The sequence below is a fragment of the Paenibacillus sp. lzh-N1 genome (genome assembly GCF_002872435.1).
In the GTDB taxonomy this organism is placed as follows: domain Bacteria; phylum Bacillota; class Bacilli; order Paenibacillales; family Paenibacillaceae; genus Paenibacillus; species Paenibacillus polymyxa_C.
In genome coordinates this window covers 3,942,301-3,966,897 of the sequence record NZ_CP025696.1, presented here as the reverse complement: position 1 = coordinate 3,966,897, position 24,597 = coordinate 3,942,301, and the positions used below count along the sequence as shown (strand labels likewise).

Here is a 24,597-nt window from a genome sequence, read left to right as displayed (position 1 = left end):
GTTAATTTTAACCCCTATCTTGTCCTGCTATATAATGGATAGACGCTATTAACCGGATATTTGTTGCGGTCAGGACAAATAAAAAAAGCATCGTCCGTAAGGACAGATGCTTTTAGGAATCTCCACTTAATTCCTTGTGTATGTCATGAAGCTGGCGCAAGCGATCTTCATCCCGGCGGAAATATTCAACCAATGTCTCAATACGGGTGATGGAATCCCAGCTCAAATGGTGTTCAATACCTTCCACATCTTTATATATCAGGTCCTTGTCAACCCCTATCATATCCAGAAATTGCTCTAGTAGCTGGTGGCGGTCAACCAACCGTTTGCCAACCTTTTTCCCTTTTGGTGTCAAAATCAGTCCCCGATACTTCTCATATACAAGATAATCGTCCTTATCCAACTTCTGAATCATCTTGGTGACGGACGAAGGATGCACTTCCAAACCTTCTGCGATATCCGAGACACGAGCATATCCCTTCTCATCGATCAGTTGGTAAATGCGCTCCAAATAATCTTCCATGCTTGGCGTTGGCACTTGTTTCCCTCTTTTCTGTTATTGAACGGGCGCTTACCGCCTTCATTTCCTGCATTAAACCTACTATGTAATGATACATGTTATCATCGCCCATTGGCAAGTCTCGTCCCTCCACTCACATCTATTGCCACGATTTGTTCAATTTAAGCAGGGTACACTAATGTTGTCGCCCCTGTCTCGTTGCTTTCTGCGGAGATACTTTAGAGTTGGACACCAGAGCACAGAGGATTTATTTCGAAAGGAGCGTTAGCCATGTCTACGCTTGAGCGTACTCCTGTCCAAACCAGAGGAACCAAGCCATTCATGCCTGATCTGGTGTTTTTTGAGCCAGACGCACTAAATTATCCCAAAGGCCAGCGTATTATGGATTGGGTCAAAGCTAAGGATATTCCGTATCGTATGACGACCTCTCACAACCGAATTACCAATTTACCAGGTGAAACTGAAGTTGAAAAGTACCGAATGGCAAAAAAGACACTGGTTGTCGGAATCCGTAAAACATTAACTTTTGACCAATCCAAACCCTCTGCCGAATATGCCATCCCTATTTCGACCGGCTGCATGGGGCACTGTCACTACTGTTATTTACAAACAACCTTGGGAGCGAAACCGTATATTCGCATCTATGTCAACACTGACGATATCATATCAGCAGCTAAAGGCTATATCGAGGAGCGAGTGCCTGAAATTACTCGTTTTGAAGCAGCTTGTACCTCTGATCCGGTTGGTTTGGAGCATATCACCGGATCGCTTGGAGACTTGATTCGTTTCATGGCAGATGAGGAATTTGGCCGACTTCGTTTTGTTACTAAATATCATCATGTGGATCCATTGCTGGATATTAAACATAATGGTCATACTCGCATCCGCTTTAGCATTAATTCCGATTATGTTATTAAACAGTTTGAACCTGCAACTTCGCGCTTCGAGGAACGTATTGAAGCAGCGGGCAAAATCGCACGGGCCGGTTATCCGCTGGGATTCATCATTGCACCCATCATTTGGTATGACGGCTGGGAAGCAGGTTACGGAGAGCTGCTGCGTAGATTGGGAGAAACCTTGCCCCAGCATGCTACAAAGGATCTGACATTCGAATTAATACAGCATCGCTTTACCAAAACATCCAAAGCGGTTATCGAGAAGCGTTACCCGAAAACCAAACTGGAAATGGACATAGAGAAACGTAAGAAAAAATGGGGCCGCTGGGGACAGAATAAATATGTTTATCCTGATGAACAGCAAAATGCACTGCGGGAATTTATTACTGAACGCATTTTTGAACTTTTTCCTTTAAGTCGTATTGAATATTTCACATAACTAGCATCCAATCCGGGGTAATCCGTTGTAAAAAAAGCGTTACATCTGTCATATGATCCGTTACCAACAAAACGCCGGTGATCACAAGTAACATGCCACCTATTTGGAGAAGTATGGAAGTATAACGGGACGATAACTTAACAGAGCCTGCCAGCAAAGCCAATACAAAAAACGGAATCGCAAAACCAAGCGCGTAGCCAGTAATCAACTTGAACCACATGTGATGCTCTACCGCTGCCAAAGCGATAATAGCTGTTAGCATAGGACCGATACAGGGGGACCAGCCTGCCGCGAACCCAATTCCGATTACAAAGGAACCGGCGTATCCGGCAGGCTTCCATGTCCAGTGCAGCTTATGCTCTCTCATTAGAAACAATGGACGGACGAAACCAAGAGATACCAGACCCATGAGTATAATAAGCAGCCCTGCTACGATGCTTAGCGTATCCCCATAATTGGCAAACCATTCTCCAAGCAACCCGACACTTGCCCCCAGTGAATAGAAAACAACCGAAAAGCCTAATACAAAAGCAAGTGTGTGCCCCATCGTACGATAGCGAATTTCTGCCTTGTGCCGTCCTTCAGCCAGTTCACGTGCCGACATTCCTGTTATATACGATAAATATGATGGATATAGTGGCAAGCAGCACGGTGAAAAAAAAGAAACCATTCCGGCAACGATGGCCAACCCGGCGTTGACATCTGACATCATTATTTCCTCCCACCTGTCTTAGTGAACACGCAGAGCAGATACAAGCCCTGCCTACTAAAACATACGTATAGACAGAGAAAAATATGATGCAAGCCAAAAAGCGTATGCCTGGGGAGAATAACACCCAAGCATACGCTTTTTACGTTCTTTTATTTTACTTAGCCTCTTATTTTACAATCGCACCATTCGGCATACCTTCCGGTACAGTGGCCAATGTAAGCTGATCCCCATGTGATGCTGCCAAAATCATACCCTGCGACAGCTCACCCCGAAGTTTTACTGGCTTAAGATTGGTCACACAGATCACCTTACGCCCAATGATATCTTCAGGGGTATAAAATTTCGCAATTCCCGACACCACCTGCCGCTGCTCATAGCCGAGATCGAGCTGTAGCTTTAACAGTTTATCAGCCTTCTTCACAGGCTCACAGGCGACAACCTGAGCAACGCGCAGCTCTACCTTGGCAAAATCCTCAATGCCAATCTCTTCTTTCGCCTCTGGTGCTTCCTGGCTCGACTCAGATGCATTCAGCGGTTGAGCTTGTGTCGCAGCTTCCTCCGGTTTCTTACCTCCAGTCATTGCTTCTACAATAAAAGCAACCTCTTGCTCAGAGTCCAGACGAGGGAAGATCGGATTCCCTTTAACCAACTGCGTTCCTTCTGGAATACGCCCAAATTGCTTACCGCTATCCCATGTAGTCAGCTCTCCTTGACGAATACCGAGTTGTTCCCAAATTTGGTGAGGCGCACGTGTCAAGAAAGGCTGAAGTAAAATGGAAGCAATACGCAAGCTTTCTACCAAATGCACCATAACAGATGCCAATTCGCTACGTTTTGCCTCATCCTTAGCCAGATTCCATGGTTGAGTCTCGTCAATATACTTGTTGCTGCGGCTAATAAATTGGCTAATCGCCGTTAAAGCCACGGAAAATTCCATATTTTCCATAGCTTCTTCAACTTTACTATAAGTCGATGTTGCCATATCTACCAAAGCTACGTCGAATGAGGTAACATTGGCTTCATAAGCGGGAACTTTGCCGTCAAAATATTTGTCTACCATCGCTACAGTACGATTCAACAAGTTGCCCAGATCATTGGCCAAATCTGAATTTACACGATCTACAAAACTTTCAGGTGTGAATGTTCCATCCGCTCCAAATGGCACCTCGCGCAGCAAGTAGTACCGAAGTTGATCCAGACCATAACGGTCAATCAACGTTACCGGGTCTACCACATTGCCTTTAGATTTCGACATTTTACCATCTTTCATGAGTAACCAACCATGTGCAAATACTTTTTTAGGCAACGGAAGATCCAGTGCCATCAGCATGATTGGCCAATATATCGTGTGGAACCGTACAATCTCTTTACCTACGATATGCACATTTGCTGGCCAAAATTTATCGTACAGCTCAGTATTAGAAGAGCCATACCCCAAGGCTGTGATGTAGTTGGAAAGTGCGTCAATCCACACGTATACGACATGCTTCGGGTCCCCCTTAACCTTAACTCCCCAATCAAACGTTGTACGGGAAACAGCCAGATCCTCTAGCCCCGGCTTGATGAAGTTGTTAATCATTTCTTTTTTCCGGGATTCCGGTTGGATAAACTGCGGGTTCTCTTCATAAAATTGCAGCAACCGATCAGCATACTTGCTCATGCGGAAAAAGTAGCTCTCTTCCTTGACTAGTTCTACAGGGTGTCCACTATCTGGGCTCTTACCTCCAGTGACATTGCCTTCAGCGTCCTTCACTACGTCAACGAGTTGAGTTTCTGTGTAGTAAGTCTCGTCAGGAATGCTGTACCAACCTTCATATTCTCCCTTGTAAATATCGCCTTGTTTTAATAAACGATCAAAGATTTCCTGTACGACAGCCTTATGACGTTCCTCCGTAGTACGGATAAAATCGTCATTGGAAATGTCAAGCTTCCGCCACAGGTCTTGGATACCTGCCACAATGTCATCTACGAAACGTTGCGGCGTTTTCCCAGCTGCACTTGCCTTTTGCTCAATCTTCTGACCATGCTCATCCGTTCCTGTCAAATAACGAACCTCATAGCCCCGTAGCCTCTTATAGCGAGCCATCGCATCACCCGCTACCGTCGTGTAGGCATGACCTATATGGAGCTTGTCACTGGGATAATAGATCGGTGTTGTAATGTAAAATGTGTTCTCACTAGACATGTATGTTCCTCCTGTTTTGTTCACGGCTGCAAAAGATTTGCTACCATGATAGGTACTCCAATTCATGAATTAGACACAAATTGGCACAAAAAAGACCCCCGTCCCTATGGGACGAGAGTCACCTCACGCGTTACCACCCAAATTCCCTGTACCCTCGCAGAATACAGGCTTCACCGGTCACATCTGACCGCCCATTAACGCTGGATCACGCCTCCTCCTTACGATTGCCTCTTGAACACAGCTTCACTATGGCAAATACGCTCGAAAAAGGTTCCTCCAGGACCATATTCAGGCTTCACTCCAGACCGGTTTTCAGCTAACTCCGGCTCTCTGTACTGGACGACTTACCTTACTCATCCCTTCACAGGAAAACAATATTAACCAAAATATAACCAAATCGGCACGGCGCTGTCAAGTCAGACCCTTCTCGGTATGGGTAGCCAAACGATCTTTGTCAGACTTATCTACCCCTTTTTTTGCAGGAGGGACCAAATCTACGCCGCCGGGATGAAATGGATGGCATTTAGCTATACGCTTTGCAGCCAGCCATGAGCCTTTGAGTGCACCATGCACTTCTACCGCCTCCAGCGCGTACGCCGAACACGTCGGATAGAACCTGCAGGTAGCAGGTTTTAATGGTGAAATGTATGCACGATAAAACTGAATCGGAGCCTGTACCACTCTACGTGTGGTGATTTTCATTTCAGTAGCCTCCGTGGCTGTGAGTGTGACTGCTCGTCTGTCTGAAACCCCCATCCGAATTACTTTCAGTATGCCCATTCTTCTGCTGGCAGTCTTTGCAATAACCAAAAATTTCAAACTTATGCTCAACGATTTGGAATTGATCTGTCGGATCTGTCATTTGCATTGGACAAAAAGAAATCGGCAATGTTTTCTGACAACTCAAGCAAATCATATGGTGGTGGTGGTGATGTTCATTACAGCTCACCTTGAACTTCATTCCATCCTCAAAAGATACCTGCTCCAGTACACCCAATTCCTGCATTACACGCAGATTGCGATAAACTGTATCAAAGCTAAGTCCGCTGTACTTCTTACCCATATATTCATAAACGTCTTTGGGGGACAGATACCCTTCATTCTCGGAAAATAACGTGGCCAACGTCTTGCGCTGATCTGTAATACGCAACCCTTGAGCGGACATCGTTGCGATAATCTCATCCTTTGTCAGCATGCGTTTCACCCTCCCCTGTCTATAGTTTCAGGTTTTCTGATGCAGGCTTAGGCTTGCATCTATTCATTATACCACGATTAAAGTCAATATTATAAGAGATATTCGTGCTACTCATAAGAAAAAGACGTTCTCCAGTGCTGCAACCAAGTTCGCAACGGGAGAACGCCTATATTCTGCAAGTGACATCGACTTTTAAAACGGTGAATGATGAGACTCAAGTGGTCTAAGCCGGTAAACAGCACCGGTTATTTCAAATTAATTTTTAATAGCTGGTAAAGGCATAACTACTACGGAAACTGGAAGATTACTACCAGCAGCTGCAGTGAAATACATCTCTACACTTTCCTCAATATGACCTGTACGATACAGTACACTCATTTCATTCGGAGCCCATACAGAACCATTTGTCGGTATACCCACAACCTGATTGTTAACCATCGCATAGCCGGAATATTCGCCTCCCCGCGGGTTAAACGTAATCAGTGAATATGGCGCTACATGGTCCAACTTAACCTTATATACAACACCAAAGTTACCGGCATTGGAAGCAGAAGAACCGTCCAGACCGTCGGTACCAATCAGGTTCGGGTCTACCTTATTATCACCAAGAACGATACGTTGAGCTGTTTTACCAACCTCTTCGGTATAATTGAGTGAAATATCCGAATTTGCGTACGTTCCACGGTTATGAATACCGTCCTTAGGCAGTTTTGCCAGAGTAGGCAACGCAGTCAACGGATCTACATTTGCATCCAGCACAACCACCGTATATTGAATAGGTTGATCCGTATACAAATCAGATAACAAAGAAATAACTTGTTTTTGCTTGATTTTTTGCGCGTTCAAATCTTCCAAAATAACACGGCTTTCGCCTGGGTTCAGAACCGTGCTGGAACGTTTGCTTCCGTCCAGCATAGATTGAAAATACCGTTGAATCGAAACTTTACCCGCAGCTGTGGCAAATTCAGATGGTCCAGCAAAACCGGAATTTTCAACATTTATGTTGGTTGGAGCAAGATTGTTGTTCGTCGCAATCACGTACATCTTCACATCTCGACCTGTTTCATTGACATGATGGACAAGAATACGCGTACTGCCTGAGCCTGTTTCCTGATACACGATACCATCCTGGAACACACGCTCTGGGCTGTTAGCACGAATCAGAAGACGTGGTGAAGAAGTGCTTGTCACTGGAATAGTGGCCATAGCAGGCACCTGACTGCCATCTACACTGTATTTATCGCCATATGGCGTGAAAATTTTATTGAAATCATCCTCGTTGTACAGCAGTTCATTTGTAATTTTAATTGTTTCACTTTTGGTACCTGTTGCGCCATGCTTATCAGTCACGGTCAGTTTAATTGTTACATCACCTGGTTGGAAGAAGGCAAGTTTCTTGTTCTCCCAATCACGCTTAGTGATAGCATTCTCATCGTCAGTACTCAGGTCGGTAATGGTGATTTTTTCACCCATCTTGTACTCTTTTTTATCTGTTGTAAACAGAGCCACTGGCGGCTGGTTTGGTGGTCTTACTGTAATTGTTACTGAGTAAGGATCACTCCAGTTCCCAGCAGAGTCAAGAACGGAATAGGTAACTACATATGTACCCGGCTCCTGAAATACGTCCTGCTTCCCTTCCCAACGTTGATTTACAATCGGAAGACCTGTAGGAGAAGATTCCTTGGTCAAATACGTAACTTGGGTTTCACCCGCGTAGATATCCTTTTGTTGAACCGTAAAAGAAGCTTTTGGTTTCTGATTCAAATCCATGATAACTTGTTTAGTTGTATTATTCACGGTATAAGGAATATTTAAGGCCTGTGTAATCGAGGTCAACGGCACCATAAATACGTTCTTTTGCTGGAAAGCCGGCCCCTTCATTTGTCTAGCTTCACCATTAACCGTATAAACCTTGCTGTCTGTTTTGAAGCGCAGAACATTTGTTCCTTGGGTGATTACGGTTTCTTTAGTGGCAGTGTCATAGCTAAACTGCAATCCGACACGACTGACAAGAGAACGGATAGCTACATAGGAAACTCCGTCTTTGACTGTCATCGGCTGAGTTGCTGTATATACCTGTCCGTTTTGTTCCATTTTAGCACTGTTCAAATACAAAATCAGTTGATTCGCATTCATGGATGTTGGAGCTCCACCAGGATTGGTAATCGTTCCGTCTCCACCGTATACATCATTGGTTACGTTCGATCCGTTAGTAGTATCTGTAGGCAGACCAGTCAATGGATCATTGGATACACCTGTGTTATTAGGTGTTACCGTATTATTTTGTGTGCTTGTTCCATCTTGATCTCCGATACTATTCTGAACGCCGGAATCAGCAACATTGGTCTGAGCCTGCTGTGCGCTAACCGAATCGGTGGATTGAACGGTTGTTGATGCTGCTTCTGCTCCTACAGGGGCTACCGCAGCCACCTGAGCTACCGCCAGAGCGGTGAGCATGGTCCATTTCTTGAAATTCATTGTCTGTCTCCTTCTATCCCCAAATTATTATCATTCCCGTGAAAAGTCATACTATTAGACGCGCCAGTTGCTAAAAAGTTTCAGGAAATTTTGACGATCATGAAAAAAAGGGAACTTTCTCCTGTGACTGCAAAAATTCAACAACAAAAAACCGCCGTCCATCTGATCTGATGTGGCGGCGGCTTCACAACCTGAAAGTAGTTCTGACCCATTTACATTTTGATGGACATTAGGTAGCATTTGTTCCTGCAGTCTCTAGACGACCTTCCTCAATAAGTCGGTAAGCACGTTGAACTTCTTCATCTGTTGGAGACGGAACTCCCTCCAGCGGATATGCCTTACCGAGCATTTCCCATTTATAAACACCCATTTGGTGGTAAGGTAAAATTTCGAATTTCTCGACTCCATTCAACGTTCCAATGAACCGTCCCAAATTGAGTAGATCTTGCTCGTCGTCATGAATACCTGGTACAAATACGTGTCTAATCCACATTTTGCGCCCTTGCTCAGACAACCAGCGGGCCGTACTTAGCATACGGTCGTTGGATTTACCTGTAAGCTTAATATGCTTATCGTTATCGATGTGCTTAATATCCAGTAACACCAAATCCGTTACGTCCAGCAGATCATGGATACGACCTGCATCATTAAAGCCGTTACTGTCCAATGTCGTATGCAAATTCCAGCGACTCTTCACTTCCCTGAACAGCTCTGCTACAAAATGAGCTTGCAGTGTCGGTTCTCCACCAGATACGGTTAATCCGCCTCCCGAAGAGCGGTAATAGGCTAAATACGGCTCAATCTCAGCCAATACTTCTTCTAGCGTCATCGGATTACCTTCATTCAAGGCCCAAGTGTCTGGATTATGGCAATATTGGCATTTCAACAAGCATCCTTGCATAAAGAGCACGAAGCGGATGCCGGGACCATCGACGGTCCCGAAGGTTTCCAATGAGTGTATGTGACCTTTCAACATGTTGCATCATCCTTCCCGCATCCGCTATGCGTGCGTCATTGTAATATTGGGTATTGTAAAACTTGTTTACATTGTACCGTGGAAAGTACGGTTAATAACATCCAATTGTTGCTCACGAGTCAGCTTGATAAAGTTAACGGCATAGCCGGAAACACGAATCGTAAGTTGTGGATAGTTTTCTGGGTGTTCCATTGCATCCAATAGTTGTTCACGAGCAAACACATTGACGTTCAGATGATGAGCGTGGCTTCCAAAGTAGCCATCCATCATCGAAACAAGGTTTGTTTTGCGTGTTTCTTCTTCTTTACCCAGTGCTTTAGGCACGATAGAGAAGGTATTCGAAATACCATCTAAGCTGTGTTCATAAGGCAATTTGGCTACGGAACTCAGAGAGGCCAGAGCACCTTTTTTATCACGACCATGCATCGGGTTTGCACCTGGTGCGAACGGTTCGCCTGCTTTACGTCCATCAGGTGTTGTACCTGTTTTCTTACCATATACCACGTTGGAAGTAATAGTCAGTACTGATTGAGTAGGAACCGCATTACGATAAGCTTTATGTTTGCGGATCATGCTCATGAAGCTTTCTACCAGTTCTACAGCGATAGTATCTACGCGGTCATCGTTGTTACCGTAGCAAGGGTATTCGCCTTCGATTTCAAAGTCAACAGCAATTCCTTTTTCGTTACGAATTGGTTTAACTTTTGCATATTTAATGGCGCTCAAGGAGTCGGTAGCAACTGACAGACCCGCAATACCACAAGCCATGGTACGAAGAATATCACGGTCATGCAACGCCATTTCAATGCGTTCGTAGCTATATTTATCATGCATATAGTGAATAACATTCAAAGTGTTCATGTACAGTTTTGCCAGCCATTCCATCATAGGTTTGAAACGGCTCAACACTTCTTCGTAATCCAGCACTTCGCTTGTAATGGCTGGGAACTCAGGTCCTACTTGAACGCCGGATTTTTCATCCTTACCACCGTTAATGGCATACAGCAGAGCTTTTGCCAAGTTGGCACGAGCACCAAAGAATTGCATTTGTTTACCAATTCTCATGGCGGATACACAACAAGCAATACCATAATCATCGCCGTAGATTGGACGCATCAAATCGTCATTTTCATATTGAATGGAGCTAGTTTCAATAGAAACTTTTGCACAATATTTTTTAAAGCCCTCAGGCAGTTTTTCTGACCACAGTACAGTCAAGTTAGGCTCTGGAGCAGGTCCTAAGTTGTACAGTGTGTGCAAGAAGCGGAAGCTGTTTTTGGTAACACGAGTTTCTCCAGTGACAGACATACCACCAATGGATTCTGTTACCCAAGTTGGGTCACCACTGAACAGTTCGTTGTAGTCAGGTGTACGCAGGAACTTAACAATACGCAGTTTCATAACAAAATGATCGACCAGTTCCTGAGCTTGTTCTTCGTTCATCGTACCTTCCTCAAGATCACGTTGAGTATAGATATCAAGGAATGAAGATACACGTCCCAAGGACATTGCTGCACCATTTTGTTCTTTAATCGCTGCGAGATATCCAAAATATACCCATTGGAAAGCTTCTTTTGCATTGTTAGCTGGTTTAGAAATATCAAAACCGTGCTCAGCAGCCATTTGTTTCAATTCATTCAAGGCACGAATTTGTTCAGAAATTTCTTCACGTAGACGGATTACGTCTTCTTCCATGGAATCAACTTCAAGGCTTTTCAATTGAAGTTTTTTATCTTGGATCAAGAAGTCTGCACCATACAGAGCTACGCGACGATAGTCACCGATTATACGACCACGACCGTATGCATCTGGCAAACCAGTAATGATACCAGCTTTACGAGCTGCTCTCATTTCATCTGTATAAGCGTCAAATACACCTTGGTTGTGCGTTTTACGAATATGAGTGAAAATGTCAACAATGCTTTGTGGCACTTCAAAACCATAGGCTTTGCAAGCGTCGATCATCATCCGAATTCCACCAAACGGCTGCAAAGAACGTTTGAATGGAGCATCTGTTTGTACACCGACAATTTGTTCTTTGTCCCGGTCCAAATAGCCCGGTTTATGTGAAATAATGGTGGATGGCGTATTTACGTCTACATCAAGCACGCCGCCGTTTGCCAACTCTTTTTTAGTAAGATCAGATACAATTTCCCACAATGCAGTTGTATTGGCGGTAGGACCAACCAAAAATTCTTCATTGCCAACATAAGGTGAGATATTGGTTTCAATAAAATCGTTGACGTTAACTTCTCTAGTCCATTTTCCTTTTTTAAAACCTCTCCAGCCAGATTGTTGCTCTTGTAATTCTCTCTCAATCACCGACATGTAAATCCCTCCAAATTGTTTGGTCTTCCGGACTTGTGATTTTTTTCACGTTTAAACTATTTCTTGAGCCCGGCCTTTTCACCGATGCCTTACGCTCAGTGTCGGGACCTTTCTTACACTCTTATTGTAGAATAATGATAGAGTGTAGTATGTGACATAAATCACAATATGAGTGATTTATATCACTTTATTTTCCCTAGCTTCACGCCTATACCTTCAGCCTCGCCGCTCACCTCCCTTCCCAAACCAAGAGGCCCTCTATATAGAGAGCCTGCATTGGTATTGTATAGGAAAATGCTTTGTTACAAGCCTCTTCATACTATTATATTATTGATCAAAGCGTCCGTAGAAGGCATTGCGGTATACATCAGCCAATTCAGTAACCAGCGGCAGCTTTGGATTTGCAGTTGTACATTGATCCTCAAAAGCGCGGTCAGCCAGATAATCTACACGTGATTCAAAGTCTTTTGGATCGAATCCGAGTTGTTGGAACGATTCCTCGATACCGAGTGTTTTGTTCAACTTACGGATCGCGTCAATTAAGCTGTTAACCCCTTCTTCAGTGGTACGTGCAGGCAGTCCCAGTATGCGTGCAATTTCTGCATAACGCTCATCCGCAACAAAGTGCGAATATTTAGGGAACGAAGCAAATTTTGTCGGTTTTTTCGCATTATAGCGAATAACGTGCGGCAGCAAGATAGCATTCGTGCGGCCATGCGCCGTATGGTATTGTCCGCCCCATTTATGTGCAAGACTGTGGTTAATACCCAAGAATGCATTAGCAAACGCCATACCTGCAAGTGTAGAAGCATTATGCATTTTTTCGCGAGCCAACTTGTCGCCGATCAGAGCCGATTGCTCCAGGTATTGGAATACCAGTTGAATGGCTTTAATTGCCAGACCATCTGTGTAATCATTGGCCATTACAGACACGTAAGCCTCGATAGCATGTGTCAGAACGTCCATACCTGTATCGGCTACAGCTGTTTTAGGCAGCGAATATACAAACACAGGGTCAATAATTGCCACATCAGGAGTCAACTCATAGTCAGCCAGCGGATACTTCGTGTTGCCCAGGTTTTTGTCTGTAATTACTGCAAACGATGTGACTTCCGAACCTGTACCCGAGGTTGTAGGGATAGCTACAAATTGTGCTTTTTGACCCAGACGTGGGTACTTGTAAATCCGTTTACGAATATCCATGAATTTTTGCTTCAAGTTATTGAAATCAGTATCCGGATATTCATAGAACATCCACATGCCTTTAGCAGCATCCATTGGCGAACCGCCGCCGAGTGCGATGATGCAATCCGGTTGGAAACGTCTCATCATTTCAGTACCACGTTCTACCGTAACTGTCGATGGATCTGGCTCAACTTCAGAGAACACTTCAATCGCAACTGGTGTTTGGCGCTGGTGCAAATAATGAATGACGCGGTCCACATATCCGAGTTTCACCATCATAGGGTCAGTGATAATGGCTACACGTGTGATATCAGGCATTTTAGCAAGATACTGTGTCGAATTTTTCTCAAAATAAATTTTGGAAGGTACTTTGAACCATTGCATATTCACCGTCCGTTTCGCCACCCTTTTCACATTAATCAAGTTAACTGCAGATACGTTCGACGAAGTCGAGTTACGACCGTACGAACCGCAACCAAGTGTCAACGAAGGAAGGTTGGTGTTGTAAATATCACCGATTGCACCATGTGTGGAAGGTGCATTTACAATGATACGACCTGTTTGCAAACGGTTTGCAAAGCGAGCGATAACGTCCTCATCTTGCGAATGGATAGCTGACGAGTGACCCATACCGCCGAACTCTACAACTTCAGCAGCACGTTGGATACCTTGCTCTGCATTTTTCACTTTGTAGCAAGCCAATACCGGACTCAATTTTTCCGCAGATAATGGGAATTTGGTTCCTACTCCTTCAATTTCAGCGACCAAAATTTTTGTTCCTGCCGGTACTGTAATGCCGCTCATTTCAGCTATTTTTACAGCAGACTGGCCGACGATGGCCGGGTTCACTGCACATTTTTCTACATTCATAGCCCCTTGAGTGAGCTTAGCTGCTTCTTCTTTATTTACAAAGTAGCAACCATTAGCAATCATCAATTTCTTCACTTGCTCGAAGATAGGCTCTTCGATAATTACGGCTTGTTCCGAAGCACAAATCATACCGTTATCAAAAGATTTAGAAAGGATAAGGTCGTTCACGGCCTGTTTGATATCGGCTGTTTTTTCAATAAAGCAAGGTACGTTACCAGGACCTACGCCAAGCGCAGGTTTACCACAGCTATAAGCTGCCTTAACCATGCCTGATCCACCAGTTGCCAAAATCAATGCCACATCAGGGTGGTTCATCAGTACATTTGTTTTATCCATCGAAGGTGCTTCAATCCATTGGATGCAATCCGCTGGAGCACCATGTTTAACAGCTGCTTCAAGCAAGACGCGGGCTGCTTCCGCACTACACGATTGAGCAGATGGATGGAAGCCGAAAATGATTGGGTTACGTGTTTTAATGGCAATTAACGCTTTGAACATCGTAGTCGAAGTCGGGTTTGTTACTGGAGTAATCCCCATGATGATACCGACTGGCTCTGCAATCTTTTGGAAGCTATCGAAATCATTATCTTCAATGACACCAACGGTCTTCTCATTTTTGATGCTGTGATAGATATATTCTGTTGCAAACATGTTTTTGGTGATTTTGTCCTCGTACACACCGCGTCCTGTTTCTTCAACAGCCAACTTCGCTAGGTGCATGTGCTTATCCATCCCTGCGAGTGCCATAGCTTGTACGATTTCGTCAATCTGCTCCTGATTCATACTCATGAAAGCTTGCTGTGCCCGGTTCGCCCGGTCAATCAGCGTTTGAATATACTGCTCTGCGCTTTGCTCTTTTTGGATAACCTCGTTTTTAACAGCCATTTCCCTCATCCTCCTGTTATCTCGTGTACTATCTCTTGTTCACGCACTGATCGTAACACAGCTTTTCAAGATATTTTGTGATTTTTTTCACAATCTATTTAAAATTTTATTTTATGAAGTGAATTAAATCACAAAGTTTGGAATTCTGCCACTTTTACCCCCTCTTCTTGCCCCAAAAACTCATTGCACAGGTATATAATGAATTTGAATTGATCAAGTTGCAGATAAAAAACATAGGATACAAAGGGGAAATGGACGATGAGAAACCCTACAAATGTAATGGAAGCCCGCGGCAACACCTGTTGCTTCTCGGAGGCCAGCTTCAACCGGTTGCAAGTGATGATGAAAGATCGAGTTATGCCAGAAAGCTCGCATTTGTTCTGGGAAGGAGATACAGCGGATAAGCTGTTTTATATTAAGCGCGGACGCGTAAAGGTAACCAAAACAACGGATGAGGGTAAGGAACTTATTCTATATATGTATCAAAGCGGCGATCTTGTTGGTCAAGCTGATCCTTTCTTCGGCACCAAGCATTCCTTTTCTGCTGAGGTTCTGGAGGACAGTGATATTGGCGTAATCGATCATACAGATTTGGAGCTGCTTATTTGCCAGCATTGTGATTTTGCGATTGACTTTATGAAATGGATGGGATCGCATCATCGCATTACTCAGACCAAGTTCCGCGATTTGATGATGTACGGCAAGCCTGGCGCTCTATGTTCCACACTCATCCGACTATGCAACACCTATGGTGAGCCTCACGGCGACTATATCCTGATTCATAAAAAGATTACTCATACTGACTTATCAAATATGATCGGTGCTACCCGGGAAAGCGTAAATCGGATGCTCAGTGATCTGCGTAAGAAAAATGCAGTAGAATACGATAATGGTATGATTGTTGTCAAGGATTTGGAAATGCTGCAAGGTGTATGTCATTGTGAATTGTGCCCACGTGAGATTTGCCGGATATAATAAATCTTTTTTTAATGTAAAAGGGAGTGCTGTAAGCCATTATTAGCTTATAACACTCCCTAATTTTATTCCACTCCCCATTTTTTAGAGAACGGACGGGACAGAAACAAAGCACATAACTCGACCTTCTTCTGCCCTACACGCTTTAAAACTGAAAGCATAGATAACTTAAATTTCCCATCTCATAGCTTCTATGGATGACCTTAGCTTTGTTTGCAGGATTGCCACTACCCATTGCAATAAACAACGGTACAAAGTGTTCTGCTCTAGGTACGGCCTGACGAGCATATGGCGCTTCGCTTTCATAGTGATCCAAAGCTTCTATATCTCCGTTATGCATTTTTTCGATAATTCAGTCATCAAAATCAATTGCCCAAGGCTCCGTTTTCGTTTCTCCCCATTTGACAATACGTAGATTATGGACAGTCACGCCACTGCCAATGACCAGAATATCTTGTTCTCCCAACTCACGCAACACCTCACCAATGGCAAATTGTGCTTTGGGCGAGAGGTACGGATTTACGGAAATCTGAACTACCGGAATGTCTGCCTCAGGATACATACGATGCAACAATGTCCAGGAACCATGATCCAGTCCCCTCACCCGATCAGTTTGTACATCGATGCCCTTTTGTTCATATAACTTTTTCAACTTATTAGCTAGTTCAACAGAACCATGTGCTGGATACTTCACTTCGTACAGTTCGGGTGGGAAGCCTCCAAAATCATAAATTGTATCGTATATGTCATCCATTGAACTAATCGTTAACACTTGCGTCTCCCAGTGAGCTGTAAAGATAACAATCGCCTTAGGGCGAACGCTTTTCCCCAACCGCTCTAGAAATGCAGTATAGTCCGTCTGTTCAATAGCAAGCATAGGTGATCCGTGGGCTAAAAATAAAGATGGTATCATTAAAAAATCCCCTTATCGCAAACAATTTATTTTATTCACTTAGTAACTTTATGTAAGCAATAATACATAAGTAATATAGTAATGTCAATATAGATGCCAGCATATACTTAAAGATCAGCAATTCTTTAAATAAAGATTGATATAGGTATAAAGTCATAGTAATATGTAACTAATAAATTTAAAAATATTATTATATCCCGATACAAAGGACTGGTTTCTGTGGATATATATACTTCGAATTGCCCAAAATGCGGTTCCGTTTTCCGTCAAAATCTTAGAAACCTGTGTAATACTTGTATTCAAGAAGAAAATATATTCTTTGACCGCTGTTCTAACTATCTATGGAAGCATCCTTCTACTCATACCCGCCAACTGAGTGATGTGACTGGCACACCTATGGATTTGCTCACAGATTGGGTAAGAGCAGGTAAATTTCCCTCCACATACAGTCAGCTTGATTATCCTTGCGAGTCCTGCCGTTCTCCCATTTATGCAGGAAGACTTTGCCACTCGTGTTTAGGCACATTTCGTTCAGCCGCACTGGATATTCAATCCCGCATCCCTCGCCGTACAACAACCGGAGTATTCTCAGTAGCAGGGCGCGCTAAAAGCTATTAAGCCGTACTGCCTACCACAAAATAAAAAAACAGCCTTTTCCTAGGAAGAGGCTGTTTTGCTATGAGAAACACTTAATGAGTTTGGTGATCATCTAATCCATTCCTCAGCCCAAAATTGAATCTGCTCCATAACCGGCTGAAGTGCACGGCCTTTGGTGGTTAGCTCATATTCAATGCGGACAGGAGTTTCCGGGTATACATGGCGTGTAAGAATCCCTTCATTTTCCAGATCCTTCATCCGCTCTGATAACATTTTGTCACTCATTGTGGGAATCAGATTGGAAATATCCTTAAACCGCTTGGGACCGCTCATCATGGATTGAATAATCAATCCATTCCAGCGCTTACCCAGACATGAAAAGGCGGTTTCAAAACGCGGACACATTTTTGTAAATTGCGGTTGACTCTCCAAATTTTTCACCTTCTTTTGCATTTCGGTTTGATAAAGCTTTCCTTTTGTTAGTATATATCATTTTAGCATACTTTATCCCGAAAGAAAACACTTTCTTAAATTTAATACCTGTGCTGATAAAGTTGCCATGACCAAAACTGATTATACAACAAACCAATGCGGCAGGTATATGTCTAATTCGTTAAATACAAAAAGGCGGAATCCCCAGAGGTTCCGCCTGTAAACCTGTTATTTATATAATTTATCAATATGTGATAATTGTAACTATACCAACACTCCACCAAGCGGCCTTACCGGTTCACTTCTACCATATACTGGTTTTTTATTGCTTGTCGGTGAAGCCCAGCGGATGCTGTTAGCAATGACCTTCAAAATATCAGGCTGGTAATAAGTCGGATAGGTCTCATGCCCTGGTCGGAAATAAAATATTTTACCACTGCCTCGATGGAAGGTGCATCCAGTTCTAAATACTTCGCCGCCTTCAAAGTTACTGATAAAGACCAGTTCATCCGGCGCAGGAATATCAAAAAACTCGCCATACATCTCTTCCTGCTCTAAGAGAATTTTGGCGTCTATTCCTTCCGCAATGGGATGTGACGGATTTACTGACCAAATAATCTCCTGCTCGCCTGCAACTCTCCATTTTAAATCACAACTGGTGCCCATCAGAGCTTTAAATGGCTTGGCGAAATGGCCTGAGTGCAATACGATGAGGCCCATTCCTTCCTGCACACGCTTGACGACACGCGCTGTAACTTCATCGCTCACCTGATCGTGGGCTTTATGTCCCCACCACAGCAGCACATCTGTGAAATTGAGGATTTCTTCTTCCAAACCATGTTCGGCATTATCACGCAAAGTAGCTGTTCGAATGGCAAAACCTTCATCTGCCAAGCCGTCAGCCAATGCTTGGTGTATGCCGTTAGGATAAATCCGTTTGGCTTCTTCATTTAACTTTTCGTTCAAAAATTCATTCCAAATGGTGACGTTAATCATCACAGTTCCCCCTATTAGGTTAGACCCACCACATCTCGCTCAGCGGTTCTTCAATCAGGACCTGGCGAAGATTATGGACAGCTTTAGTAAAGCCTTCTTCCACGGACATCAGACCGTCTTCATGCTCAATACTTACTACATAATCGTATCCCACCAGACGCAGAGCACTGATAATATCTGCCCAGGTTTTTACATCATGACCATAGCCCACAGTACGGAACTGCCATGCTCGATCTAACATATTCGTATACTCCTGCATATCGGTAAGTCCGTATTTATTAACATTGATCGGATCAATCGTCGTATCCTTGGCATGGAAATGGTGAATGGCTCCCTCTCGGCCTAAAATTTGAACCGCCTGTACGGGATCAATTCCCTGCCACCACATATGGCTCGGATCCAGATTAGCACCAATGACCTCTCCTGCCGCTTCACGCAAACGAAGCAAGGTTGCTGGTGTATGAACGGAGAAGCCCCCATGTAACTCCAGCCCTATTTTAACATGGTGATCTGCTGCAAATTTACCGGTTTCAGTCCAGTAAGGAATAATTTTATTCTCCCATTGCCACTTCAGCACTTCCTGAAAATCATTAGGCCACGGAGCCACAGGCCAGTTTGGATACTTCGCATCCTCGTGATCACCTGGACAGCCTGAGAAAGTGTTCACAACAGGAACTTCCAGCTTTTCTGCCAATCGGACGGTTTTAAGAAATGTGTCATGATCTGCCTGTGCCAAATGCTTTTGTGGATGAAGCGGATTACCATGACAGCTAAGCGCGCTAATCGTTAATCCCCGGGATTCTACTGCCTTTTTAAAATTTTTGAGCGCCGTATCGTTCTCTAGCAACTCATCAGGCTTGCAATGCTTATCTCCCGGGTTGCCACCTGTTCCGATTTCTACAGCATCCAGTCCCTGAGAAGCCACATAATCCAGCGCCTCCTCCAATGAACGTCCACCGAACAACACCATAAATACTCCAAGTTTCAAAAGAAATCCCTCCCTGTATCATATGTGAAAAAAGCTGCTTTCATTATAGTGATTGTCTATTCGGGATCATTACAAGGCTTAGTCAAAATAAACTGCTTTTCCTGTACGGGCCGATTCATAGATGGCTTCCAAAATTTCAGTAACCACCAGTGCCTGCTCCGGCTTCACAAGGAGTTCTTTGTCGTCCAAAATAGATTCAATCCACAGACGGGCTTCACGGTCTGCCTCATTTTCCGTTTCACCGGAGTAAAAGGCCACTCCTCCTGCATCCAGATCTATTTTCGTGTCAAACAAGCGGCTGTTCTTTTCTCCGTTAATACGCAACCCATCCTGCATATCTGCTCCGCCTTCGGTACCGCATAACAACGTCTTGGCTTCACCAAACTCTACAACATTTAATGCCCAGCTGGATTCCAATACAATTGTGGCTCCATTTTGCATGGTGATGAATCCAAAAGCTGAGTCCTCTACTTTAAATTCATCAGGATTCCACGGTCCAAAAGCATTGGCTGCATTTTTTCGATCTCCCAGCTTATGGAAGGTTGAACCTAGTACACTTTTAGGCTTGTAATTATCCATCAGCCAGAGTGTCAAATCAAGTGCGTGTGTGCCGATATCAATCAGCGGGCCACCACCCTGTTTCTCTTCATCCAAGAACACTCCCCAGGTGGGAACCGCACGGCGGCGTAGAGCAATGGCTTTACCAAGATAAATCTCACCAAGCTCTCCTTGCTCGACCAATTGCTTCAGATACAGACTGTCATCACGATAACGATTTTGATAAGCAATGGATAGCTTTTTGCCTGTACGGTTGGCCGCATCAAGCATTTCCCGTGCCTGCTCAGCAGTTTTAGCCATTGGCTTTTCACATAATACATGCTTACCTGCCTCAAGGGCCGCTACCGTAATTTCTGAGTGCGAGTCGTTAGGGGTACATACATGCACAACTTCAATGTCTTTATTTTCTAGCAGCTGACGGTAGTCGCTATAAACTTGCGATCCTTCAGCACCATACTTTTCAGCAGCCTCTTCAGCACGTTCCTGTATAATGTCACAGAAAGCAATGATTTCTGCTCTCTTTTGCTTGGCAAGACTCGGCAAGTGTTTACCGTTAGCAATGCCCCCACAACCGATAATCCCGATCTTGAGTGTTTTAGACATGAATATTTCCTCCCTGAGCTGCGTATTGTTGGAGCCACTTCATACTGGTTTCAATGCTTTCGATTGGAGGATTTGAGCTGAAATCTTGTTCCACAACAACCCAATCCACACCTGCTTCAATAGCGGCATCCGTAATGGTCTGAAGCTGCACTTCTCCTTGGCCTAACTCTACAGTAACTGCTTTTTGCTGCTCGTCGCGTGCCATATCCTTTAAGTGAATGATAGGCAGGCGTCCACGATATCGTCCGATGTATTCCACTGGATCATAGCCCCCATAGTATACCCAACAAGTATCCATTTCGACCTGTAACAAATCATCGGGAACCGCATCATATAAAGCATCGAATACCGGGCGATCATTGATTTTCTCTGTTAGTTCAAAATCATGATTGTGATAAGCCAGTATCAACCCATGCTCCTTTACTTTTTTACCAATACGATTCAGATTAACAAAAAGGTCATCCCACTCCCGCTCTTCTTCGGTTAAATAAGGAACAATGAGGTACTTGTTGCCCAATTCTTTGTGATATGCAATTTCCTCATCCAAATGATGCAGCAAGCGGCTGTATTGTATATGAGTTCCGACAACTTCCAGATTTAGTTCATCCAAAAGCGCCCTGACATCCTTGGCACTACGCCCAAAGAAGCTATGAAACTCAACCCCTTTATAGCCCAGCTCAGCTACCTTGCGTAATGTGCCTTCAAAATCCTGTTCAAGCTCTTCCCTAACTGTGTATAATTGTAATCCTACTTTAGTCAATCCCCTTCACCTCTTCGTTAGGATGAATTTTCGTTATATCTGTTCCATTACACCTGCTTGCCCGCCTCTGGTATCGCACATCTGCAGTGCCTGGCAGCCAGGTACCGGCAGATAAAATGCAAACTCCATCTCAGGCCGAAGCATCGATCTATCCACTTTGTATACGTTTACAACACTCAATTTATCGACCCTCTCCTTGGCCCTTCCATTCAATAGATCACCAAAGATCACTACTTCAAAGGGCGGGTTGGTTTGGAGAATTTTAAGATATACCGAGCTAGTGTTACCACAGCTGATAATCCCGGCCTTATTCGTTTTACGTCTTCACACTCCTTGGCCTCTAACATGTACTTTCTCATCTAACATGTAAGCTTTACAGTTCACATGGTATTCTATTTTGCTTTCGTTTAAAATGAATAATATGATTAAAACATGAACAATCTGGTCAATATTTGAAACAGCCATATGCCCAAAAGGAGTCATCATCATGTCTATCATTGAGCCTTGCCAGGTTCTTACCGCAGGCTATTCCTTCCACCGTAAGCCCTTTTATTCGAACCAGCCTGATGGAATCAAAAATTATTTATTCCGTCTGCAAACAGATGGACGCTGTCAAGCACGCATTGACGGGAAAATGACACGGATTGAGGCAGGTGATCTGCTGCTGTTCAATCCGACCGAGCCTTATGAACTGGATATTCACAGTGAGTTGAACCCCATGGGAGAGCAGGTTGTAGAAAGTGGGGATTATCACATTTTTTTCGGTGGCCCCTGGGTAGATGAGTGGTGGAATCATCACAAACGTCCCAACCGAATTAAGGTTCAGCTCACAGAAGCCCTGCTTGGCCTATTTCGTCAGCTCGTGTTGGAGCAGCGACGTATTTCTAATCCTTACCCGGAAATATCAAGCTATTACATACGCATTTTATGTTTGGAGTTTGACCGTATACTATCCGAGCAGCCCACAGCTACTCATCATAACTATCTTGCTTATCAGATAAAAAATTATATTGAAGAAAATGCATCATCTAATTTTAAGCTGGATGACGTGTCTTCACACGTCGGGATCAGCGTATCCCGAGCGGTACACCTGTTTAAGGAAACGTTCGATACGAGCATTATGCAGTACACACTGGACGTCAGGCTCAACATGGCAAGGGAGCGTATCATTTTCAGTCCCATGTCACTGGAACAAGCCGCCGAATCGTCAGGATTTGCAAACTACACATACTTTCACCGTGTATTTCGTTCCCGCTTTGGTATGTCGCCCAAGGAGTTCAGAATGATACACCGCGAGCAATTGTAGGAAAAAGAGAGCGTTCCCCTGAACGCTCTCTTTTTCCTAACGGATGATATAACGGGTACTACTTACATACACAATCTGTTTTTACGGAGCAATCGTCAGCATCACAACCGACATCGGTGGCAGTGTAACATCCAAATGCTGACCTTGCAGCTGATAAGATGTAAAAGTTTCCTTTTTCACACGCTCTGGCTGATCAAATGTATTATGTGCCTGCATATCGTCACTGGCTAAGAAAACACCATTGATCTTCTTAACCTCTTCGAGCCCTCTTAGCTCAAGGCTCAAATTTGCCGATTCGCCCGGATGGACATTGCATAAGCTTATATGAATAAAGCCATCTTGTGCCTTAGAGGCGGACACACTTACTTGTGGGATGGAGTCTCCGTCATACTCATAATTGCCTACCTTCGCATGAATAGCCAGTGCTTGTGCATCCTGATGCACTTTGAACATTTCAAATACATGGTATGTCGGGGTCAACAGCATAGCAGGGCCTTCAGTTAGAACCATCGCTTGCAAAACGTTGACCATTTGAGCAATATTCGTCATCTGCACACGATCATGATGATTATGGAATATGTGCAGGTGTAGTCCGGCTACCAGCGCATCCCGCATCGTATTTTGCTGATGCAGGAAGCCAGGATTGGTACCTGGTTCGGTCAGGAACCAAGTTCCCCATTCATCGACGATCAGCCCAACTCGTTTGTCAGGATCATATTGGTCCATAATGGCAGAGTGGCGAGTAATCAATTCATCCATGTGCAATGATTTTTTCATCGTCTCAAACCATTCTGCTTCATCAAAACCGACTGCGTGTCGTTTCCCTTCCCAACTCCCCGGTATTGTGTAGTTGTGTAGACTCAAACCGTCCATAAGGTGCCCGGCTTCGCGCATCAGTACTTCGGTCCAACGATAATCATCCACATTCGCCCCACCAGCTATTCGATAAATGCGATTCTCTCCATAATTACGGACATATGTCTGATAGCGGCGATACAGGTCAGCATAATATTCCGGGCGCATGTTACCGCCACAACCCCAGTTTTCGTTACCAACTCCAAAATATTTGAGCTTCCATGGTTTCTCACGACCGTTTTCCTGACGCCATGCAGCCATAGGGGACTCCCCGTCAAAGGTCATGTACTCTACCCACTCCGACATTTCCTGCACTGTACCACTGCCTACATTCCCACAGATATACGGCTCTGCATTCAATAGCTCACACAATTGGAAAAACTCATGTGTACCAAAATGGTTATTTTCAACCACACCGCCCCAGTGCGTATTTACCATTCTTTTGCGGTTTTCTTTCGGTCCGATCCCATCTTTCCAATGATATTCATCGGCAAAACAGCCCCCTGGCCAACGCAGCACAGGAATGTTCAGCTGTTTGAGCGCTTCCACCACATCATTTCGAATTCCGTCAGTGTTAGGGATTGGAGAGTCCTGTCCCACCCATAAACCTTCATAAATGCATCGTCCAAGATGCTCGGCAAATTGTCCATAAATATTTTTATTAATAACGCCCTGTTCCCAATCGGTATTTACAATAACAGAACCCTTCACCACAAAACCTCCCAAACATTAAAATTGTTGAAGTATCACAAAAATGATTACGCTTTCATAACCGCATAAATTACACTCACACTACCGTTCTCTTTTCGAACTCTAATATTACACATTGTCACACCTAACAATCCTTTTATTAATATAAATATTAATGATTAAACAAAAACATTTTACGTGTTTAATATATTTTATTGTCTACAATTTGTCAATTGCTAACAACAAAGTCCAAGC

At 44.0% G+C, this 24,597-nt stretch carries 19 protein-coding genes and 1 pseudogene; 3 read left to right on the top strand and 17 right to left on the bottom strand.

Annotated features, from left to right (window positions below; all coding sequences use genetic code 11):
• Positions 1 to 112: 112 nt before the first annotated feature.
• Positions 113 to 538 (bottom strand): transcriptional regulator MntR, encoded by a 426-nt coding sequence (gene mntR / locus C0638_RS17860; protein WP_007430946.1) that lies wholly within the window; start codon positions 536 to 538, stop codon positions 113 to 115.
• A 252-nt stretch (positions 539 to 790) separates the two neighbouring features.
• Between mntR and splB the strand changes: the two genes are divergently transcribed.
• The gene (gene splB, locus C0638_RS17855) at positions 791 to 1,855 is read left to right on the top strand and encodes a spore photoproduct lyase (protein ID WP_058711543.1); all 1,065 of its coding nucleotides are present in this window, start codon (positions 791 to 793) and stop codon (positions 1,853 to 1,855) included.
• Here the strand turns inward: splB and C0638_RS17850 are convergent.
• The 8 genes from C0638_RS17850 to adhE form a co-directional block, all read right to left on the bottom strand.
• Positions 1,848 to 2,564 (bottom strand): cytochrome c biogenesis CcdA family protein, encoded by a 717-nt coding sequence (locus tag C0638_RS17850; RefSeq protein ID WP_058711544.1) that lies wholly within the window; start codon positions 2,562 to 2,564, stop codon positions 1,848 to 1,850. The genes splB and C0638_RS17850 overlap by 8 nt on opposite strands.
• A gap of 169 nt (positions 2,565 to 2,733) precedes the next feature.
• Positions 2,734 to 4,752 (bottom strand): methionine--tRNA ligase, encoded by a 2,019-nt coding sequence (gene metG, locus C0638_RS17845; protein WP_058711545.1) that lies wholly within the window; start codon positions 4,750 to 4,752, stop codon positions 2,734 to 2,736.
• A gap of 411 nt (positions 4,753 to 5,163) precedes the next feature.
• Complete coding sequence (yidD, locus tag C0638_RS17840) at positions 5,164 to 5,454, bottom strand: membrane protein insertion efficiency factor YidD (protein WP_013371800.1); 291 nt, start codon at positions 5,452 to 5,454, stop codon at positions 5,164 to 5,166.
• A 1-nt stretch (position 5,455) separates the two neighbouring features.
• Positions 5,456 to 5,947, bottom strand: a complete 492-nt coding sequence (locus tag C0638_RS17835) for a Fur family transcriptional regulator (protein ID WP_013371801.1) — start codon at positions 5,945 to 5,947, stop codon at positions 5,456 to 5,458.
• Positions 5,948 to 6,202: 255 nt separating this feature from the next.
• Complete coding sequence (locus tag C0638_RS17830; RefSeq protein WP_058711546.1) at positions 6,203 to 8,425, bottom strand: copper amine oxidase N-terminal domain-containing protein; 2,223 nt, start codon at positions 8,423 to 8,425, stop codon at positions 6,203 to 6,205.
• 229 nt (positions 8,426 to 8,654) lie between these two features.
• On the bottom strand, positions 8,655 to 9,401 hold the full coding sequence (gene pflA / locus C0638_RS17825) for a pyruvate formate-lyase-activating protein (RefSeq protein ID WP_058711547.1): 747 nt from the start codon (positions 9,399 to 9,401) through the stop codon (positions 8,655 to 8,657).
• A gap of 66 nt (positions 9,402 to 9,467) precedes the next feature.
• A complete protein-coding gene (gene pflB, locus C0638_RS17820; RefSeq protein WP_013371804.1) occupies positions 9,468 to 11,729 on the bottom strand; it encodes a formate C-acetyltransferase in 2,262 nt (753 codons plus the stop codon).
• Positions 11,730 to 12,056: 327 nt separating this feature from the next.
• Complete coding sequence (gene adhE, locus C0638_RS17815; protein ID WP_025674995.1) at positions 12,057 to 14,669, bottom strand: bifunctional acetaldehyde-CoA/alcohol dehydrogenase; 2,613 nt, start codon at positions 14,667 to 14,669, stop codon at positions 12,057 to 12,059.
• 258 nt (positions 14,670 to 14,927) lie between these two features.
• On the opposite strand from adhE, the gene C0638_RS17810 reads away from it, so the two are divergent.
• On the top strand, positions 14,928 to 15,644 hold the full coding sequence (locus C0638_RS17810; protein WP_014599995.1) for a Crp/Fnr family transcriptional regulator: 717 nt from the start codon (positions 14,928 to 14,930) through the stop codon (positions 15,642 to 15,644).
• Positions 15,645 to 15,789: 145 nt separating this feature from the next.
• Here C0638_RS17810 and C0638_RS17805 read toward each other — a convergent pair.
• The 7 genes and pseudogenes from C0638_RS17805 to C0638_RS25765 all read right to left on the bottom strand — a co-directional run bounded on the left by C0638_RS17805 (position 15,790) and on the right by C0638_RS25765 (position 21,671).
• Positions 15,790 to 16,557: pseudogene (locus tag C0638_RS17805) on the bottom strand (DODA-type extradiol aromatic ring-opening family dioxygenase).
• A 705-nt stretch (positions 16,558 to 17,262) separates the two neighbouring features.
• Entirely contained in the window at positions 17,263 to 17,607 is a 345-nt protein-coding gene (locus tag C0638_RS17795) for a winged helix-turn-helix transcriptional regulator (protein ID WP_013371810.1), read from the bottom strand.
• Between the two features lie 243 nt (positions 17,608 to 17,850).
• On the bottom strand, positions 17,851 to 18,582 hold the full coding sequence (locus tag C0638_RS17790; RefSeq protein ID WP_058711548.1) for a ThuA domain-containing protein: 732 nt from the start codon (positions 18,580 to 18,582) through the stop codon (positions 17,851 to 17,853).
• A gap of 19 nt (positions 18,583 to 18,601) precedes the next feature.
• A complete protein-coding gene (locus tag C0638_RS17785; protein ID WP_013371812.1) occupies positions 18,602 to 19,570 on the bottom strand; it encodes a sugar phosphate isomerase/epimerase family protein in 969 nt (322 codons plus the stop codon).
• A gap of 78 nt (positions 19,571 to 19,648) precedes the next feature.
• The gene (locus C0638_RS17780; protein WP_013371813.1) at positions 19,649 to 20,731 is read right to left on the bottom strand and encodes a Gfo/Idh/MocA family protein; all 1,083 of its coding nucleotides are present in this window, start codon (positions 20,729 to 20,731) and stop codon (positions 19,649 to 19,651) included.
• Positions 20,724 to 21,491: a sugar phosphate isomerase/epimerase family protein gene (locus tag C0638_RS17775; RefSeq protein WP_058711549.1), complete on the bottom strand. Its 768-nt coding sequence runs from the start codon at positions 21,489 to 21,491 to the stop codon at positions 20,724 to 20,726. The genes C0638_RS17780 and C0638_RS17775 overlap by 8 nt, the downstream gene beginning before the upstream one ends.
• A 33-nt stretch (positions 21,492 to 21,524) precedes the next feature.
• Positions 21,525 to 21,671 (bottom strand): hypothetical protein, encoded by a 147-nt coding sequence (locus C0638_RS25765; RefSeq protein ID WP_233902221.1) that lies wholly within the window; start codon positions 21,669 to 21,671, stop codon positions 21,525 to 21,527.
• 307 nt (positions 21,672 to 21,978) lie between these two features.
• Between C0638_RS25765 and C0638_RS17765 the strand changes: the two genes are divergently transcribed.
• Positions 21,979 to 22,797 (top strand): AraC family transcriptional regulator, encoded by an 819-nt coding sequence (locus C0638_RS17765; RefSeq protein WP_016822319.1) that lies wholly within the window; start codon positions 21,979 to 21,981, stop codon positions 22,795 to 22,797.
• Positions 22,798 to 22,878: 81 nt separating this feature from the next.
• Here C0638_RS17765 and C0638_RS17760 read toward each other — a convergent pair whose 3' ends face one another.
• Entirely contained in the window at positions 22,879 to 24,363 is a 1,485-nt protein-coding gene (locus C0638_RS17760) for an alpha-N-arabinofuranosidase (RefSeq protein ID WP_058711550.1), read from the bottom strand.
• Positions 24,364 to 24,597 lie beyond the last annotated feature (234 nt).

What these genes read in the sequence shown, in the direction of transcription:
- splB (WP_058711543.1), top strand. Translation starts at nt 791, where the DNA reads ATGTCTACGCTTGAGCGTACTCCTGTCCAAACCAGAGGAACCAAGCCA.
- C0638_RS17850 (WP_058711544.1), bottom strand. Translation starts at nt 2,564, where the DNA reads ATGTCAGATGTCAACGCCGGGTTGGCCATCGTTGCCGGAATGGTTTCT.
- metG (WP_058711545.1), bottom strand. Translation starts at nt 4,752, where the DNA reads ATGTCTAGTGAGAACACATTTTACATTACAACACCGATCTATTATCCC.
- yidD (WP_013371800.1), bottom strand. Translation starts at nt 5,454, where the DNA reads ATGAAAATCACCACACGTAGAGTGGTACAGGCTCCGATTCAGTTTTAT.
- C0638_RS17835 (WP_013371801.1), bottom strand. Translation starts at nt 5,947, where the DNA reads ATGCTGACAAAGGATGAGATTATCGCAACGATGTCCGCTCAAGGGTTG.
- C0638_RS17830 (WP_058711546.1), bottom strand. Translation starts at nt 8,425, where the DNA reads ATGAATTTCAAGAAATGGACCATGCTCACCGCTCTGGCGGTAGCTCAG.
- pflA (WP_058711547.1), bottom strand. Translation starts at nt 9,401, where the DNA reads ATGTTGAAAGGTCACATACACTCATTGGAAACCTTCGGGACCGTCGAT.
- pflB (WP_013371804.1), bottom strand. Translation starts at nt 11,729, where the DNA reads ATGTCGGTGATTGAGAGAGAATTACAAGAGCAACAATCTGGCTGGAGA.
- adhE (WP_025674995.1), bottom strand. Translation starts at nt 14,669, where the DNA reads ATGGCTGTTAAAAACGAGGTTATCCAAAAAGAGCAAAGCGCAGAGCAG.
- C0638_RS17810 (WP_014599995.1), top strand. Translation starts at nt 14,928, where the DNA reads ATGAGAAACCCTACAAATGTAATGGAAGCCCGCGGCAACACCTGTTGC.
- C0638_RS17795 (WP_013371810.1), bottom strand. Translation starts at nt 17,607, where the DNA reads ATGCAAAAGAAGGTGAAAAATTTGGAGAGTCAACCGCAATTTACAAAA.
- C0638_RS17790 (WP_058711548.1), bottom strand. Translation starts at nt 18,582, where the DNA reads ATGATTAACGTCACCATTTGGAATGAATTTTTGAACGAAAAGTTAAAT.
- C0638_RS17780 (WP_013371813.1), bottom strand. Translation starts at nt 20,731, where the DNA reads ATGTCTAAAACACTCAAGATCGGGATTATCGGTTGTGGGGGCATTGCT.
- C0638_RS17765 (WP_016822319.1), top strand. Translation starts at nt 21,979, where the DNA reads ATGTCTATCATTGAGCCTTGCCAGGTTCTTACCGCAGGCTATTCCTTC.